This is a genomic window from Actinomadura terrae, assembly GCF_022751215.1.
Classification (GTDB): domain Bacteria; phylum Actinomycetota; class Actinomycetes; order Streptosporangiales; family Streptosporangiaceae; genus Spirillospora; species Spirillospora terrae.
Genome location: NZ_JAICDG010000002.1, coordinates 664588 through 680093 on the forward strand (window position 1 = coordinate 664588; position 15506 = coordinate 680093).

A 15506-nucleotide genomic window follows, 5' to 3' on the forward strand; every position below is an offset into this window, starting at 1 on the left:
TCGAGCCCATCTGAGAGTGCCATATACGAAGTCGTGCTGGAAACGGCAAAGCGGCTTCGAGACCCGCGTTCTGTCGCCACCATCATGCAGCGCGCGGCCAATGCGGACCCTCTGACGGCCGCCTCACTGTGGGAGCCGTGCACCCTCTCGCGCGGTTTTCCTGGTACCGCTGTCCTGTTCGGCTGGCTGTCCAGAATCGACGACCGATGGAGAAAGGTCGCCCATGAGCACTTGGAGGCCTCCGTGGGGGCGCTGCGCGCGGCCCCGTCCTTAGGGCTTTACTACGGAACCGGCGCAGTGGCATTCGCGGCACGGACGGCCGCGGTGCAGCCGGGGGACTACGCGACCCTCGTGCAGCGGCTGGAGGCCGCAGTCGCCCGTGACGTTCTTCGGCGACTCACAGCGATGGACGAGAGGGGTCCCTCGCTTGCCACTACGAGCCCATGGCAGGGTTACGACGTCATTACCGGAATGGCAGGGGTCGGGCGCCTTCTCCTGGAAGGGGCTGTTCGGCAAGACCATGATCACCTTCTCGCTGTGACGCAAATCTGCCATTACCTGGTCGGCCTGACGCGAAACGTGGCGGTGGAGGGGCATCAGGTACCCGGATGGTGGGTGCCGCACGCGCCGGGGGTGACACCTGGCGACGGCCACTTCAGTCCCGGCATGGCCCATGGTGTGGCGGGTCCGCTGGCGTTCCTGGCTCTCGCGCTCAAGCGTGGCATCGAGGTGGCGGGCCACCGGGAGGCCGTTGACCGGGTGGCCTCATGGTTGTGCGCTCGGCGCATCATTCACCAGGGTCGAACCTCTTGGCCGCTGCGGCTGAGCCTGACCGAGGAGCTGTCCGGCGCGGTCAACGAGGCCACTGCCACCCGCGCTGCCTGGTGCTACGGAACCGCCGGCACCGCGCTCGCTCTCTATTGGGCCGGTCGCGCGCTTGGACGGGGCGATTTCACGGATATCGCGGTGCAGGCACTACTGGCCGCTCTCCGGAGCTCTCCAAAGACGTGGAATCTTGAGGGCGTGTCGCTCTGTCATGGGCTGGCCGGACTTCTTGTGATCTCGTTGAGAATCTCCTTGGAGGCCGACCGCGAGGAGCTTCGGAACGCGGTGGGCGAGCTCCTGCCGAGGCTGCTCGACAGTTTTGACGAGGAGGCGCCGTTCGGTTATCGGCATCAGATGGCCGGCGTGAACCAGCCCTGGTCGGTGGATCGGCCGACTGCGGATGTGAACATCTGCGGTGTTCTCGAAGGGGCCGCGGGCGTCGCGCTCACGTTGCTCGGCTGGGTGATGCCGTCGATGTTGAAAGACGAGCCCCTTCCCTGGGACGCCGTATTGCTAGCCGGATAGGAGGCATGAGTCATCGCACCGGAACCCGAGCCCGTCGTCGACAGGATGCTGATCGGTATTACCGGATCCATCGGACTCCTGGCCATGCCGATGTACCTTAACGCTTTTCGCCTGTTCGTCGCCCGTGAGATCGATTTGATCGTCACCCGCAGTGCCGAGCGAATGATTCCTCGTTCCACGTGGGCGATACTCGGCAACAGCGTCACCTGTGAGAGCGACCCGCCGGCTCCAGAGCACGTGTCACTGCCGGCGGGAGCGGACCTGTTCCTCGTCGCCCCTGCCACGGCCAACGTGCTCGGCGCGGCGGCGCACGGGCTGGGGCCGTCCGTGCTGACCAGCGCCGTCCTGGCCAGCCCTGGTCCGGTGGTCTTCGTGCCCAACATGAACCGTGTGATGTGGGAGAAGCCCGCGGTGCAGCGGAACATCCGCGTCCTGCGTGAGGACGGGCACCAGGTGGTCGAACCGAATCACGGGTTCGCGTTCGAGGTCGCGACCCGGCGATTCGAGCGGCACTACACCCTTCCCGCTCCCGAGGAGTTGACCAGCACGTTGCGTGCGATCATCGCGGAGCGGGGCGATGGATCTCGGCGAAATGCCCACATGGGCTGAACGATCCCGTATAGCATTGCGGCATGACGATCGCCAACGCCGTGCTGGAGAAGATGCCCGAACAAGTGCGGCCAATTCTGATAAAACGGCGGGTATTGCTTAAGTTTGGCATAACCGGCGGACTTTGTTATGTTGTCACGACCATTATTTACTATGCTCTCAAGCTCACGTTACTGGAGAACAAGCCGGTGACGGCCCTCTTGGTCGCCACCGCCGTCGCCACCGTACTGTCCTATATTTTGCAGCGGCAGTGGGCGTTTCGAGTGACCGGCTCTCGGCGCCGTTTCGGTGAATTTCTGTTGTTCGTCCTGATCAATGCCATCTCAATGGGGATCAATGCGATACCGCTCTATGCGGCGCGGTACTGGTTCGGCTTGGAGCAGCCCCATGTGAGTCAGCAGGTGCAGGAGGTCTCGGACTTCCTGAGTGGAATGATTCTCGGCACGCTGTTGGCGATGCTGTTTCGGTGGTGGGCCTATCGCCGGTTCGTGTTCGGAGGCCGGGTTCTGGCGCAAGGAGCCTGAGGGCGCCTGATGTCCCGCGCAGGCTGTTCGGGGAGATCTGAGCAGGTGGAACGGCGATCGGGGCGGTAGTTTCTAGGGATGAGCGATCGGCCCACACTCGATGAGATCCGGCGCGCGCCCAAGGTGCTGCTGCATGACCATCTGGACGGCGGGGTCCGTCCGGCGACCATCGTGGATCTCGCACGGGAGAGCGGGTACGGGGCGCTGCCCACCGACGACGCGGAGAACCTGCGGCTCTGGTTCGAGGAGGCGGCCGACTCGGGGTCGCTGGAACGGTATCTGGAGACGTTCGACCACACGGTCGGGGTCATGCAGTCGGCGGAGGCGCTCACGCGGGTGGCCTACGAGTGCGCCGAGGATCTGGCGAAGGACGGGATCGTCTACGCGGAGGTCCGGTACGCGCCCGAGCAGCACGTCACGGGCGGGCTGACGCTGGAGCAGGTCGTCGAGGCCGTGCTGGAGGGGTTCGCGCGGGGGCGGCGCGACCACGGCATCCGGGTCGGGGCGCTGGTCACGGCGATGCGGCACCAGGCGCGGAGCAAGGAGATCGCGGAGCTGGCCGTCCGGTACCGGGACGCGGGGGTCGTCGGGTTCGACATCGCGGGCGCCGAGGCCGGGTACCCGCCGACCCGGCACCTGGACGCGTTCGAGTACCTCCAGCGGGAGAACGCGCACTTCACGATCCACGCGGGCGAGGGGTTCGGGCTGCCGTCGATCTGGCAGGCGATCCAGTGGTGCGGCGCCGACCGGCTCGGGCACGGGGTGCGGATCATCGACGACATCGACGTGGACGGCGGAGAGCCGAAGCTCGGACGGCTCGCCGACTACGTCCGGGACAAGCGGATCCCGCTGGAGCTGTGCCCCACGTCCAACATCCAGACCGGAGCCGCGCGGTCGATCGCGGAGCATCCGATCGGGCTGCTGCGGCGGCTGAGCTTCCGGGTCACGGTGAACACCGACAACCGGCTGATGAGCGGGACGTCGCTGTCGGAGGAGTTCGCGAAGCTCTCCGAGGCGTTCGGGTACGGCTGGGACGACCTCCAGTGGTTCACGGTGAACGCGATGAAGTCGGCGTTCGCGCCGTTCACCGAGCGGCTGGAGCTGATCAACGGGGTGATCAAGCCGGGGTTCGCGCAGCTCAAGTGGAGCCGTCCGCCGGCGTGATCAGGAGGTCTGCCAGCGGCCGGTGCCGGGCACGGGCGTCGTGAGGTGCTCCATCAGCGCCCGGTACCGCGCCCAGGCGCCGATGCCGTCGCCGGAGCCGTCGCCGTCCAGCGGGAACCACAGGCCGGGGGAGGCGGCGTCGCCGATCCGGCGGCCGGGCGTCTCGGCCGACAGCGCGTGCTCGATCCCGATCTCCGCGACGCCCTCCGGGCCGACGCCCATGGCCAGCGGGGTCGGGACGCCGAGCGCGCGGCTCGGGTAGGTGAGGTCGGGGAGCGCGGGCGTCCACTGGGCGTTGAGGGTCTTCAGGATGCCCGTCCGGGCGTACTGGTCCGCGAGCTTCTCCAACTCGGCGAGCGGCGGTTCGCGGTCGGCGGGGCAGGCGAGGGCGAACGCGATCACCTCCTTCACCCCCGAGGTCACCCGGGAGACCTGCACGGTCCCGCCGAAGGGCGGGACGTCGCCGCCGTGCGGGCCCATGAACACCAGCAGCGTCGAGGCGGGGGAGCGGCGCCGGCACAGCGCGGTCAGGTCCGGCGGCGACCACCGCGACAGCGCGGGCTCGGCCGTCCCCCAGCAGCGGGGGGCGGCGCCGGCGAGGGCGCGGCCCAGGTCCTCGATCACGGACCCGAGCAGCAGGCCGGACGCGGCGTCGTGGACGACGCTCAGGCTCACGATCAGGTGGTGGCCGAGGCCGTCGGACGGAACCTCCTGGAGGAACGTCGCGGACGGCCCCTCCTTCGCCTTCTCGGACGCGACGAACGCCGCGCCGTCCCACTCCAGCGGGAAACCGGTGAAGCCGTCGTAGTAGCCGTCGCCCGGTTCCTGCACGACCCACCGCGCCTGCGGCGTGCCCAGCATCATCCGGAGCGGGAAGGTGATCCGGGCGTCGTGCGGGGTGAGGACCTGGAACGCCTGGTCGACGCTCGCGCACTTCTCGATCGCGTCGGTCAGCCAGGACGACAGCGGCACGAGCGGGCGGTCCTGGATGGCGACCGCGCTCCTCGTCGTGACGATGTCGAGCGCCGCATGCGTGTTCGTCGTGGTCACCGCGTCTCCTCAGGGGCGTTCGAGGGCCAGACGGCGCCGCCCAGCCGCTCCACCATCGCGTCCGCGAACCGGTGCGCGATGCCCGGCGCCCTCGGGTCGCCGCCCGACGCGCGCACCTCCACCCACCAGTACGGGACGGTCAGCCCCGCGTCCACGGGGCCGCCGAGCACGCGCCCGACCTCTCCCTCCACGTCGACGCGCTGCGCCGACTCGATGCTGACCAGCGGCGATCCCGCGTCGTCGCGGAGCAGGATGAGGGCGCCGTCGCCGCCGCCGCGCACCCGCAGGGTCTCGCCCGCGGCGACCATGCTGTCGACGATCGCGCGCACGTCGGGCGCCCGCTGCGTCAGCACCACCATGTCGTAGGTCATCGCGCCTCCTCCCGTACCGGGGCCTCGGCCAGCGCGGTCTGGACGAGCCGCGCGCTCTCCCCTCGCCGTATCCACTGCGCGCGCCCCGGCGGCAGCGACTCCGCGTAGACGCGGGGGAACAGCTGCCCCTCCGACCGGTCCCCGGACATCACCAGCGCGCCCGTGCCGCTCTCCCGCACCGCCTGGAGGAGCGGGTCGTAGAGCCCCCGGGACGACCCGGCGACGCGGCGCGCCACGACGAAGTGCAGGCCGATGTCGCGGCCGCTCGGCACGAACGGCACGAACGGGGCGAGCGGCTGCTGGCCCGCCGTGGTCAGCAGGTCGTAGTCGTCCGCGAGCACGACGATCCGGGGCCCCTTCACCCCGGCGCCGTCGGGGACGGCGGACGGGTCCTCCGGCATGCGCTCCTTCAACTCCTTGGCGACCCCGCCCGCGAGCCCCGCGCAGATCCTCGGCGTCGGGGCGTAGCCGCCGACGTAGGCCTCGGGCGCCACGTCGCGCAGCGAGCGGCGCGGGTCCATCACCGCGAACACGACCTGCTCGGGCGTGTACCGGGCGACGAGCTGCTGGACGATCAGCCGCATCAGGTTGGTCTTGCCGGAGCCGCCGTCGCCGAGCACGACGAGGTTCTGGTCGACGTCGAACAGGTCGAGCAGCAGCGGTTCGAGCGCGCGCTCCTCGACCCCGAGCGGCACCAGCCGGGGCTCGCGCTCCGGATCGGGCAGCTCGGACACCGGGAGCCGGTGCGGCAGCACCCGCACGGGCGGCGTGGACTCGCCCGTCCAGGCATTGCGCACCGCCCCGACCGCCGCCTCGGCGGCAGTGCCCAGTTCGGTCGGGTCGGGGACGGCGCCGAGCGCGGGCACCGCGACATGGCCGAACAGCCCGGCGTCGGTGAGCGCGCGACCCGGCAGCTCGGCGCTGATCGTCTCGGCGAGCTTGCGGGCGACCGTCGAGTCCGACGGGTCGTTCAGCCGCAGCTCGACGCGCTGCCCGAACGTGGACTGCGCGGCGATCCGCACGTCGTTCCACCGCAGCATGCCCGCGACGATGTGGATGCCGTAGCCGCCGCCGCGCTGGAGCAGGTCGGAGACCATGTCGTCGATCTCCTCGAAGTCGCCACGGATCGCGCCGAACCCGTCCACGACCAGGACGACGTCGGCGCACGACAGTTCTGGCACGCTCCCGGCCGCGTGCATCTGCCGCAGCCGCTGGATCCCGTCGATGCCGTGCTGCCGGAACACCTCCATGCGGTGCTCCAGCATCCCGTGGACCTCCTCGACCGTCCGGCGGATGCGCTCCAGGTCGGTGCGTCCCGCGACGCCGCCCACGTTGGGCAGGCCGGACAGCACCTGGAGGCCGCCGCCGACCAGGTCGAGCCCGTACACCGCGACCTGGCGCGGCGTGTGCGTCAGCGCCAGCGACAGCACGAACGTGCGCAGCAGCGTGGTCTTGCCGGTCTGCGGACCGCCGATGATCGCGACATGCCCGCCCGCCGCCGTCAGGTCGAGGTTCCACACGCCCTGCCACTGGCGGCGCGCGTCGTCCAGCAGCCCGATCGGCACCCGCAGCGGGCCCGCCTGGGCGGGCAGCCGCATGCCCTGCTCGGTGATCCGGACGGGCCCGGTGACCGCGTCCAGCGTGGTCATGGCGGGCAGCGGCGGCAGCCAGATCATCTGCACCGGACGGCCGTGCCGGGCGAGCTGGCCCACGAGCACGTCGAGCATGGTCGGGCCGGTGGTCCGCTCCGGCAGCTCGGCCTCGTCGTCGGGCGCGTTCCGCACCGGCCCGTCGAGCGGCCCGGCCAGGTTGTAGGCGGTGAACGGACGCACCGGAAGCCGGTCGGCGCCCTCGGCCGGTGCCGCCACCGCGCCCCGGTACGGGCCCGACACGTAGCCGCCCTTGAACCGCAGGTAGATGCTGGTGTCGACCTTGAGGTAGCCGAAGCCGGGCAGCGCCGGGAGGTGGAACGCGTCGGGCGAGTCCAGGACGGTGCGGCTCTCCTCCTCGGAGAACGTCCGCAGCCCGATCCGGTACGACAGGTAGGTCTCCAGGCCGCGCAGCTTGCCGCTCTCGATGCGCTGGCTCGACAGCAGCAGGTGGACGCCGATGCTGCGCCCGATCCGGCCGATCGACAGGAACAGCTCGATGAAGTCCGGACGCGCGGTGAGCAGCTCGCCGAACTCGTCGATGATCACGAGCAGGTGCGGCAGCGGCGGCAGGTCGGGACGCTGCCCGCGCAGGTGGTTGTAGTCGCCGATGTTGGCGATGTTGCCCGCGTCGCGCAGCACCTGCTGCCGCCGCTGCACCTCGCCCGACAGGCTCGCGTAGACCCGCTCGATCAGCCCGGCGTCGTCCTCCAGGTTCGTGATGACGCCCGCGACGTGCGGGAGCCCGTCGAACGGCGCGAACGTCGCGCCGCCCTTGTAGTCGACCAGGACCATGCTCGCCTGCTCGGGCCCGTGCGTGGCCGCGAGCGCGAGCACCAGCGTGCGCAGCAGCTCGCTCTTGCCCGAGCCGGTCGCGCCGACGCACAGCCCGTGCGGGCCCATGCCGAGGCTGGCCGCCTCCTTCAGGTCGAGGATCACCGGGCGGCCCGCGTCGTCCAGCCCGACCGGGACGCGCAGGAACGCGCGCTCGCCGCGCGGCGCCCACAGCCGCGCCACGTCGAGGTCGCCGGGGTCCGGGACGCCCAGCAGCCCGGCGAAGTCGACCTCGCCGCCCTGCCCGGCGGTCTCGTCCACCGACTCCCGGGACAGCCGCAGCGGCGCGACCATCCGCACCAGGCCCTCCAGCATCGCCGCCGGGACGTCGTCGACCGTGCCGCTCATCTCCACCGGCTCGGGGCCGCGCAGGTCCTCGACGCGGACCCGGTCGCCCTCGACCGTGATCCGCACGCCGACGTCGCCGGGCTCGTGCGTCCGGTCCGCCAGCAGGTGGACGACCGTCGCGGCCAGGTCGGCGACCGGGACGCTCTCGTCCGGCCGGACGAGTTCGGCGGCCACCTCGCCGTGCGTGTCCTGGAACACCACCAGGCGGCGCAGCATCCTGAACGAGTCGCGCCGGTTCAGCCCGCGCCGCACCTCGGCGGCGTAGTCGCTGCGCCGCCGCAGCTCGTCGGCCAGCAGCGCCGCCAGCTTCAGCGGCGACGAGGCGATCAGCCGGATCGGCACCCCGCCGTCGCGGCGGTGCTGGTCGTGCACGTGCGGCAGCCACTTGAGCCAGTCCCAGTCGGCCGAGCCGCCGCCGTAGGCCGCGCCGATCGCGACGTCCTCGGGCGCGTGGAACGCGACGAGCTGGACGACCATGGCGCGCACCAGCCGCAGCACGTCCGGCCGGGAGCCGATCACGCTGACGTCGCCCGCCATGTCCAGCGGCAGCGTGAGCGGCATGTCCGGCGCGGTACGGAAGCGCTCCAGCACCGCGCGCGCCTCCGAGGACATGAACGGGTCCGTCGGGTTGAGCGCCGTGCCCTGCTCGCCCAGCTCCAGCGAGTGCCCGGGCATCAGACCGGTGCCGACCCTGACCCGCAGGAAGTCCTCGTGCGTGCGGCGCCGCTCCCACAGCCGCGACGGGTCGCGGACGACGTCGTACAGCGCCTCGGGCGGCGGGTCGAGCACGCGCGCCAGCGTCCGGTGCGCGCGCTCCTCCGCCGACAGCTCCTCCCGCAGCTCCTCCAGGAACTCCAGGTAGCGCTCGCGCTGGTTCTTGCGCTGCCGGGTGACCTGGCCCTTCCGGGAGAGCAACAGCGCGCCGCCGCCGAGGACCGCCACGACCAGCAGCACCGCGCCGAACGCCATGAACGCCGGGTTCCGCATGACCGTCATGATCGTCAGCGAGCCCATCATGCCGACCATGGGCAGGATCGTCATGAGCTGGTTGCCGGTCCCGCCCGCCTCGGGGAGAGTGGGAGGAGCCTCGACCTGCCGGGGCTCCGCGTCGGTCCTGGGGTAGACGGTCCGTGCGGGGCGGTGCACCAACCGGGTCGTCACGCCTGCCCACCCCTTCATGTCGAGCGATTGCCGTCCACCCTAATGTCGGACGGGGACAACGGTACGAAGATCAACTTATCGGGAGTATCGGGAGCGGGATGGACGAGCTGTTCGAGGTGTCGGCCGACGTGCACGCCCTCATCCAGGACCTGCTGCCCGTCATCAACCCCTCGGCCCGGTTCCAACCCGAATTGGCGCAGGTCGTGCTTCCCGTCGGACGGTTCGAGCCCAGTGCCACCACCTGGACGATCCTGGAGCGCTGCGCGCGGGCCGACCGCGTCGCCTGGCCCAGGCTCGTGGAGGAGTGGCTGGTCCATGTGAGCGATCGCGCGGCGCTGGCGATCGGCGACATCGAGCTTCTGGGGGACGTTCGCAAACGGCTGCGGATCCGCATGGTGCCCAAGCTCACCGAGTCCGAGCGGCAGGGGCTGGCGACCGTCTCCGCCGGAAGGCACTTCGACGCCGTGATCATGATCGACCATCCGGAGTACGGGGGGCCGCTCACCCTGGCCAGGGCCTCGCTGCTCGGCCTCACCGATCTCGGCGAGCTCGCCGTGCCGAACACCTACCAGGTGGAGTTGGCCGACGTCGACGTCCACGACCAGCCCCTCACGCTGACCGAGTCGATCCGTGTGATCCACAAGCCCGGCAGCCGGTACGTCTCCGCGCTGATGGCCGAGCTGCGTCATTTCCTCCCCGACGTGGGGAAGGCGGGCGCGCTGGTCGCCGTTCCGACGCACAGCACGATCCTCGCGTATCCGATCGTCTCGGCGGCCATGGGCGAGGTGTTCGGCCCGTTCCGCGAGCTGACGAAGGAGATGTACGCCGCGTCCGACGACCCCACGTCGCCGGACGTGTTCTGGTGGCGCCACGACCAACCGCTCGTCAAGCTCGACCCGGAAGCGGGCGCCCCGCCGGAGCTGGACCCGTCGCCGTCGCCCGCGCGCAAGCGCAGGTCGCGGTTCGGGTTCAGACGGTGAGGGCCAGCCGGAGCGCTTCGGCGGCGATGGCGATCGCGGTCAGGCGGGTGGCGTAGGCGAGCCGTGCGTGGTCGAGCGTCGTCCCGACGGCCAGCTGCCGGTCGAAGCCCAGCCTGATCGTGTTCACGCCGACCTCGGCGAGGATTCCGGCGGCGCGGTCCACGTCCACGGTCCCCGCCTTGTGCGGGGTGTGCGAGGTGAACACGACCAGCGTGCGCGGGAGCAGCGCCCGCAGGTCGCCCGAGCCCATCCAGTCCAGGACGCGTCCGACAGCCGCCGCGCCGTCCACGGTGGCGGGCGCGACGAGGATCTGCGCGTGCGCGGCCGCCAGAACGGCCCGGTGCAGCGGGGTCCGGGTCCCCGCGCCGTTGTCGGCGACCGTGACCCCGAAGAACCGGCTGAGCTGGACGCCCGCGGACTGGTAGCGGCCCGCGTCCACGAGCCCGCGGCCCGCGCCGACCGTCCCGTAGGTGGTCGGCAGCGCCCACAGCCGCTCGCCCAGCGGCACCAGGAACTGCCGCACCTGCTCGAACGAGGCGGTGCTGAGGTCCGCGCCCGCGAGATCGGCGACCGGATGCTCGTTGCGGACGCCCAGCCGGAGCGGCAGCGAGCCCATCTCCGGGTCGAGGTCCAGGGCCAGGACCCGGTCGTCGCGGTGGCGCGCGAACGCCGTCGTGACCAGCGCCGACACCGTGCTCTTGCCCGAGCCCTCGCGCACCCCCATCACCGCGATCCGCCTGCCGGTCGTCACCGGATGCGCGATCCACCGGCCGTGCTCGGTGACCTCGCGCACGTCGTCGGCGGACCGGAACGGATGCAGCGCCCCCCGCAGGACGCGCCGCATGACCGAGTCACCGTGCACCGGCCCCTGGACGAGCGTCTCCGGCGCCGTGGGCACGACCAAAGGCGCAGGCCGAGGCGGCGGCGCAGGGCTCGCCTGCGGCGGCGGGGGTGGGGGTGCCGGGTTCGCTCGGGGCGGGGGTTGGTCGGGGCGGGTGACCGAGAGGTCGGACGGCTGCCCGAACGCGGGCGGCGGCGACGTCGGCGGGGGAGGGGGAGGGGGCTGCGCCTGCGGGGCGTGCCGGTGCAGCTTGGGGGCGTCGACGACCGTCAGGTCAGGATCGGGCGGGGGCACGTCCCTGTCCTGGTCAGCCACCCGAGTCCTTTCAGAAGGTTTCCAGGAGCCGTTCGAAGGTTCCGAAGGTGCCGACGGCGACCGGGACGATGGCCACGACCGCGACCCCCTCGACCCGGTTCATGATCCGGCGCAGCCGCGCGCGCACGTGCTCGGGCTGCTCGGAGGTGAGCACCGCGACCGGGATCGACAGGCCCAGCAGGAGCATACCCAGCACGGCGGCGATCCCCCAGGTGACATGGTGCGTCCACTGGTAGGCGAGCGCGACGACGATCGCGAGTCCCGAGGCGAACAGCGCGGTCTTCTGGAGGATCAGCGGGAACATGCGGGCGCGGCTGCTCACGACGACGGCGAGCAGGCCCGCGAGCCCGGCCGTCCACGGGTCGAAGTCGGCGGCCGCGCCGATCCCGGCGACGGCGGCGGCGATCGCCACCGACAGGGTCGCGACGACCATGCTGCGGTGCGCGCCGTCCAGGGCCCGCATGACGTCGCCGCGCGCGACGACGCCGCCCGCACCGCGCCGGTCGTCCAGCGAGGTCAGCCCCGACAGCGAGAGCGCCACCCGCAGCAACGCGCTGAGCAGGACGACGCAGCTCAGCGCGAGGACGGCCCCCACGCGCCCGCCGTCCAGGCCGAACCCGGCGCCGATCATCCCGGCGGCGGTCAGCGCGACGGCCAGCCCGCCGCCGACGAGCCCGCCCCGGCCGAGCGGCGAGCCGAGCCCGAGCAGCAGGACGACACCGGCGGCGATCAGCCCGAAGCCGCCCCACCGCGCCCAGATCTCCCAGTCGTGCAGGTCGGCGGCGCGCCAGAGCGCGGGCGCGGCGGTGGCACCGCCCGCGAGGACCATCGCGGTCCCGAGGCGCTCCTGCCCGGCGAGCCCGAACACCAGGCCGCCGAGCGCCAGGAACGCCGCGATCCCGCCGACGGCGGCGGGCCCCGCGTCGCCGCTGACGCGTTCCAGCACGGCGATCGCGATGGCGAGCGTCAGCCCGACGAGGGCACCGGTCGCGTTCCAGCGGACCGCCGCCGGGCTCCACCGCCAGAGCCGTCCGTCGAGCGTGTCGCCGACGACCTCCGGCACCTCGTGGACGACGGGCGCGGGGATCGGCTCGTCCGCCAGCACGAGCCGCAGGACGGCGCCGTCCGGGACCTGCCGCTCGGCGAGCGAGGCGCCGGGGCTCAGCACCTCGCCGGTCGCGGTGACGAGGTGCCGGAGCCGGGGCGGGCTCTGCGGCGGGTCGCCGAGGAGTTCGAGCACCTCGGGCATCAGCGCGCCGATCGGCTCCTGGGCGGGGAGCACCATGTCCACCTTGCGGTGCTCACCGACAAGTGTGACCCGGCTCCACGCGGACATCGCACCCCTCCGTCGTCGGTCCGTCCGGCGGAAACGGACGGTTGATCCAGCTGGCCCCGGTCTATCGCGGTATGGCCGTGCCGGAGACCCGCTCAAGGTAGCCGCTCCGCAACAGCCAGCGGATCGTGGGGAGCGCGGGAGGTCGGGGGAACAGCCCCGCGTTCACGGTGAACCGGATGCCGCCGCCCGGGCTGCGCGCGGTCGGCGCGGACAGCGAGGCGGCGACCTGGAACGGCCGCACCACGCGGTAGCGCAGGTAGTTCGACGGGACGCCCGGGATCGTGCCCGTGCGCGCGGCCGGCGGAAGGCCGCGCTGCGCGAACGGCATGCCGAACGGGAACAGCAGCGAGCCGCTCTCCTGCCCGAACTGGTCCACGAACCGGCCCTGCGTCAGCAGGTAGGTGACGGCCGCGCCGCCGCCCATGTTGATCTTGGCGCGGGCGTCGGTCGCGAGCGCGCCGCCCTGCCGCACCGCGTCCGGCTCGGTCTGCGGCGTGAGGACGTGCGGCGGCGTCTCCTTGAGCGCCAGCTCCCCGTACAGCCAGCGGCTGGCCTCGTCCTCGGTCGGGAACTCGGCGGCGACGGTGCCCTGCTCGTACTCGACGATCCCGCCGGTGAAGCCGTCCTTGCTGCGCGCGATCATGTAGTAGCTGGACGTCCGGGACGCGGCCGGACGCGCCTGCCCCGGCAGCACGTAGAGGGTGCTCGGGACACCGGCGGTGCCGAGCGCGGCCCGCAACTGCCCGAAGTTGACCTGCGTGCCGACCCAGTCGGCCGGGACCGGCGCCGTCCCACCGGCGGGCGCGAGCGCCTCCTGCGCCTTCGCCCGCTCCTGCTCGTCCAGCCGCGAGCGCAGGAACGACCAGCCGACCGTCCCCGCGCACAGCACCGCCGCGACGCACAGCCCGGCGAGGATCTTCCCGACGTTCTCGTCGAAGGTGCGGCGCGTGCGCTGCGGCCCGAACAGCAGCGCGTCCCGGAGCCGCCGGCGCCGCACCGCCACCGACTCCAGCAGTTGGGTGTCGTAGTCGCGTGCCAGCGCGCGCCCCCCTTCAACCTCCCGGAACCGCTCGCCGCGGTACCGCTCGCCTGTACCCCGCCGGCGTGCGCCGGAAGGGACGCCCCGATACGGGACGCCCCTTCCGCCACCTGCCGGTCTTCACGCCGCGACGCCCGCTCCCGGACGGGCCGGAGCCGCCCCCCGGGCGGGCCCGTCCCTCGGACGGGCCGGACTCAGATCGCCTGGACGGCGGCGCTGGCCTTGCTCAGCGCGGTCTGGGCGTGCTCGTCGTTGCTCTCCAGCGTCGCCTTGACGAGGCGGATGATCTCACGCACCTCGTTGGCGGCGGTGTGCCACTTGATCTCCTTGGCGTGGTACTCGTGGTCCACGCCGGTGGCCTCGAAGTCGGCCATGGCGGTCTTGACGTCGGTGTCGCGCGTGCCGATCAGCGCCTCGAGACGCGACACGATCGTCTGGATGTTGGCCTGGGCCTCGCCGGAGGCCCCGGTGTCGTAGCTGCGGCGCCCGTTGGCTCCCACGTTGGTGTCCTTCCTGTCCTGGCGGTCCTGTGCGGTCGCGGTCCTCGCCGTCGCCTGCCGGAGGCGGGTCAGGCGGTCCGGAACTTGGCGCCGTCGAAGTTGGCCGAGGCCATCTGCCGACCGGCCTCCTCGGCCATCTGCTGGTCACCGGTGGAGAACGCCTTCTCCATCCCGATCTGACCGACGTTCACGCTGTTCAGGCCGACCTTCAGGTCGGCGGTGATCTGGTCGGAGCGGGCCTTGAAGCTGTCGAAGGCCGCCTTGCCCGCGCCGTTGAACTTGCCCGACAGCGGCTCCGCGGCCGCGATCAGCTGCTTGACCAGCCCCGCCAGCTCCTCGCCCGAGGTGCCGGTGTTCCTGGCCAGGGTGACCAGCGTCTCCTGCCCGTGGTCCCAACGTCCCATGGTGTCTCACCTGCCAGTTTGGTCGCCGTGCGCCGACGCGCCGATGAAGTGGATCTTCGACGATAGTTCGTCGCGACCCCCGGCGCCACCGGCCCGATATGAGACCGGCGTCTCCTTAGAGTAGGACGCGGCAATGACAGGGGTGGTTCCTTTCAGGCGTGCGTTCCTACTGGCGCGAAGTGGCTTTACATGTGTCCGACCCCATGGTCATCATGAGGAACCGGCATGGCAGGCTTGACGGGAAGTCGGTAGGAAAAGCATCTCCCCCGAAGCGGCGAGGTTCATGAAGTTCGAGGTGGTGGAGCCCCCCGAGGCGCCCAGGTCCGAGGTCGTGGTGGAAGCCCCCGAGGCGGCCCCCGCGACGGCGGTGGACGCCGGGGACGCGGTCGCCGGACTGGCCGCGGTGGCCGAGCGGCTGAGCGCCGACGTCGCCGCCGAATCCGCGCGGATCGACGCCTCGCTCGCCGAACTCGCGCAGGTCATAGCGGATTCGCGGGGTGTGGCGGAACAGGGCCCGGTGGCCGGGCCGCCCGGCAATTTCCGGGCCGATCGGTTCCGGTCCGCCGATGGCGAGGAAAGGGAACGGGGCGTATGACTGCGTACGACATCGACGGTCCCGGTGTGGGCGGCGTCGTGGGGAAGATCGGCGGCTATGTCGCCGGTGAGGGCGGAAAAGGCGAAGGTGGCCTGGTCAAACAGCTCTCCGATTTCGGCAAGCACGTCAGCGAGGCGGGGACGGCGGCGGCCAGCCAGCCGATCGGGACCGCGCTGAAGGAGTACGTGGAGCACACCACCCCCGGGCTCAAGGGCATGGTCACCAAGACGGCGGCCTGCATCGAGGGCGCGGTGAAGGCGGTCAAGGCCTACAACCAGGCCGACTACGAGATGGTCCAGGAAGCCCAGAAGGGGGCCGACGCGGCGCCGGCCCCCAAGATCGGCAAATAGCCTGGTTCAATGTGATTTATCTCACATGGACCTGGACGCTCGACGCGGCGTCCAACATGTCGTAATGATCTTGAAGGCCAGTAGGT

At 71.6% G+C, this 15506-nt stretch carries 15 protein-coding genes; 7 read left to right on the plus strand and 8 right to left on the minus strand.

The window, feature by feature from the left end; translation table 11 throughout:
* Window positions 1-33 precede the first annotated feature (33 nt).
* The 4 genes from K2F47_RS13250 (at window position 34) to K2F47_RS13265 (ending at window position 3647) form a co-directional block, all read left to right on the plus strand.
* On the plus strand, window positions 34-1350 hold the full coding sequence (locus K2F47_RS13250) for a lanthionine synthetase C family protein (protein ID WP_242903149.1): 1317 nt from the start codon (window positions 34-36) through the stop codon (window positions 1348-1350).
* A gap of 45 nt (window positions 1351-1395) precedes the next feature.
* A complete protein-coding gene (locus K2F47_RS13255; protein ID WP_242903150.1) occupies window positions 1396-1959 on the plus strand; it encodes a flavoprotein in 564 nt (187 codons plus the stop codon).
* Window positions 1960-1982: 23 nt separating this feature from the next.
* Complete coding sequence (locus K2F47_RS13260; RefSeq protein ID WP_242903151.1) at window positions 1983-2483, plus strand: GtrA family protein; 501 nt, start codon at window positions 1983-1985, stop codon at window positions 2481-2483.
* Window positions 2484-2561: 78 nt separating this feature from the next.
* Window positions 2562-3647 carry an adenosine deaminase gene (locus K2F47_RS13265; RefSeq protein ID WP_242903152.1) on the plus strand — a complete coding sequence of 362 codons (1086 nt, stop codon included), beginning with the start codon at window positions 2562-2564 and terminating at the stop codon, window positions 3645-3647.
* Here K2F47_RS13265 and K2F47_RS13270 read toward each other — a convergent pair whose 3' ends face one another.
* Genes K2F47_RS13270 through eccCa form a run of 3 tightly spaced genes read right to left on the minus strand, consistent with a single transcriptional unit; the run spans window position 3648 to window position 9060 of the window.
* Window positions 3648-4697 carry a DUF6177 family protein gene (locus K2F47_RS13270; RefSeq protein ID WP_242903153.1) on the minus strand — a complete coding sequence of 350 codons (1050 nt, stop codon included), beginning with the start codon at window positions 4695-4697 and terminating at the stop codon, window positions 3648-3650.
* Complete coding sequence (locus K2F47_RS13275) at window positions 4694-5068, minus strand: hypothetical protein (RefSeq protein ID WP_242903154.1); 375 nt, start codon at window positions 5066-5068, stop codon at window positions 4694-4696. The genes K2F47_RS13270 and K2F47_RS13275 overlap by 4 nt, the downstream gene beginning before the upstream one ends.
* On the minus strand, window positions 5065-9060 hold the full coding sequence (gene eccCa / locus K2F47_RS13280) for a type VII secretion protein EccCa (protein WP_242903155.1): 3996 nt from the start codon (window positions 9058-9060) through the stop codon (window positions 5065-5067). The genes K2F47_RS13275 and eccCa overlap by 4 nt, the downstream gene beginning before the upstream one ends.
* Window positions 9061-9158: 98 nt before the next feature.
* On the opposite strand from eccCa, the gene K2F47_RS13285 reads away from it, so the two are divergent.
* Window positions 9159-10040, plus strand: a complete 882-nt coding sequence (locus K2F47_RS13285; protein ID WP_242903156.1) for a hypothetical protein — start codon at window positions 9159-9161, stop codon at window positions 10038-10040.
* On the opposite strand, the gene K2F47_RS41345 is transcribed toward K2F47_RS13285, so the two are convergent.
* The 5 genes from K2F47_RS41345 to K2F47_RS13310 form a co-directional block, all read right to left on the minus strand.
* Entirely contained in the window at window positions 10030-11196 is a 1167-nt protein-coding gene (locus K2F47_RS41345; RefSeq protein ID WP_242903157.1) for a nucleotide-binding protein, read from the minus strand. The genes K2F47_RS13285 and K2F47_RS41345 overlap by 11 nt on opposite strands.
* Window positions 11197-11206: 10 nt before the next feature.
* Complete coding sequence (locus K2F47_RS13295) at window positions 11207-12532, minus strand: EsaB/YukD family protein (protein WP_242903158.1); 1326 nt, start codon at window positions 12530-12532, stop codon at window positions 11207-11209.
* Window positions 12533-12593: 61 nt separating this feature from the next.
* Window positions 12594-13535 (minus strand): TNT domain-containing protein, encoded by a 942-nt coding sequence (locus K2F47_RS13300; protein ID WP_242903159.1) that lies wholly within the window; start codon window positions 13533-13535, stop codon window positions 12594-12596.
* Between the two features lie 230 nt (window positions 13536-13765).
* On the minus strand, window positions 13766-14071 hold the full coding sequence (locus K2F47_RS13305; RefSeq protein WP_242903160.1) for a pore-forming ESAT-6 family protein: 306 nt from the start codon (window positions 14069-14071) through the stop codon (window positions 13766-13768).
* A 68-nt stretch (window positions 14072-14139) separates the two neighbouring features.
* Window positions 14140-14475, minus strand: a complete 336-nt coding sequence (locus tag K2F47_RS13310; protein ID WP_242903161.1) for a hypothetical protein — start codon at window positions 14473-14475, stop codon at window positions 14140-14142.
* A gap of 283 nt (window positions 14476-14758) precedes the next feature.
* On the opposite strand from K2F47_RS13310, the gene K2F47_RS13315 reads away from it, so the two are divergent.
* A complete protein-coding gene (locus K2F47_RS13315) occupies window positions 14759-15070 on the plus strand; it encodes a hypothetical protein (protein WP_242903162.1) in 312 nt (103 codons plus the stop codon).
* Window positions 15067-15420 carry a DUF6507 family protein gene (locus K2F47_RS13320; protein WP_242903163.1) on the plus strand — a complete coding sequence of 118 codons (354 nt, stop codon included), beginning with the start codon at window positions 15067-15069 and terminating at the stop codon, window positions 15418-15420. Before K2F47_RS13315 ends, K2F47_RS13320 begins: the two co-directional genes overlap by 4 nt.
* The last annotated feature ends 86 nt before the right edge of the window (window positions 15421-15506 follow it).